Raw genomic sequence first — 892 nt, 5'->3', positions numbered from 1 at the left:
CGTCCTCAGTGCGCTGATCTCGACTGGATCTTCGACAGGTACGCCTGCACGAAAGTGCCGCAGCCGGCGGACTTCTCCGCCGTATCCGAGGGACGCTCGTGTCCATGGCAGCAGGTGAGCACAGCAATCTGCGTAACCAGGACGCCCAACAGAACCCCTTAGCCGTCACCGAGCACGACGCTCGGTGCATGCAGACGAATGGTGAGCGCATGAAGGCCATCATCATCATCATCGGGGGCATCGGCAGCAGGTTATTTCCGGTAGGGAAATCCGTGAACAAAGCAATGATTCCGATCTTGAACCGGCCGGTCGTCGCCTACGCGATCGGATGATGGCGCCTCAGCCGGACAACAGGAGCTGGGCCGGTAGGCGACAACATCCGCTCGCCTGGAAACATTCGCCTCGGCCGGTCAACTGGTTCGCGCCGGCGCGGTCACCGCTCGCGAGATGCGGTGTCCGACGAGTCGCTCGGCCGTGGAGAGCGGGTACCACGCGGCACCTCGCACCTCCGACTCTTGAATACGCCCCATATCCGCCTGCGCCGTCACGAACGAGTAGCCGAAGTCGAGATGGAAGTGCTCCGGCTCGTCCTTCGCCGGCCGCGCTGGAACTCTGCCGTACTCGACGTAGACCGGGATCGGCGACGCGGGGAAGAGGCCGCTGGGATCAACACCGGTTTCCTCGACTAGCTCGCGCACCGCCGCGCTGATCAGCGTGGAGTCAGTCGGCTCGAGATGTCCTCCAGGCTGCAAGAGGATCCCGTAGGCGAGGTGATCGACAAGCAGCACTTCGGTGCCGCCGCGGACCAGGAGCGCACCGACAGTTGCGTGCATTGAGAAGTTCTGTCGCGAGGCGAAACCCGCTCCTTGAGCCAGCAGCTTCACCGGCTCGR

2 protein-coding genes are annotated in these 892 nt (G+C 63.6%); one reads left to right on the top strand and one right to left on the bottom strand.

Annotated features, from left to right (window positions below; all coding sequences use genetic code 11):
• Positions 1–104: 104 nt before the first annotated feature.
• Entirely contained in the window at positions 105–332 is a 228-nt protein-coding gene (locus DMB66_RS60025) for a sugar phosphate nucleotidyltransferase (protein ID WP_125808001.1), read from the top strand.
• 78 nt (positions 333–410) lie between these two features.
• Here DMB66_RS60025 and DMB66_RS60020 read toward each other — a convergent pair.
• A partial coding sequence (locus tag DMB66_RS60020; protein WP_125812710.1) for an NUDIX hydrolase occupies positions 411–892 on the bottom strand: 482 nt, incomplete at its 5' end.

Source organism: Actinoplanes sp. ATCC 53533 (genome assembly GCF_003947245.1).
Note: the sequence above shows the minus strand (reverse complement) of the source record. Positions and strands in the feature narration are given on the sequence as shown.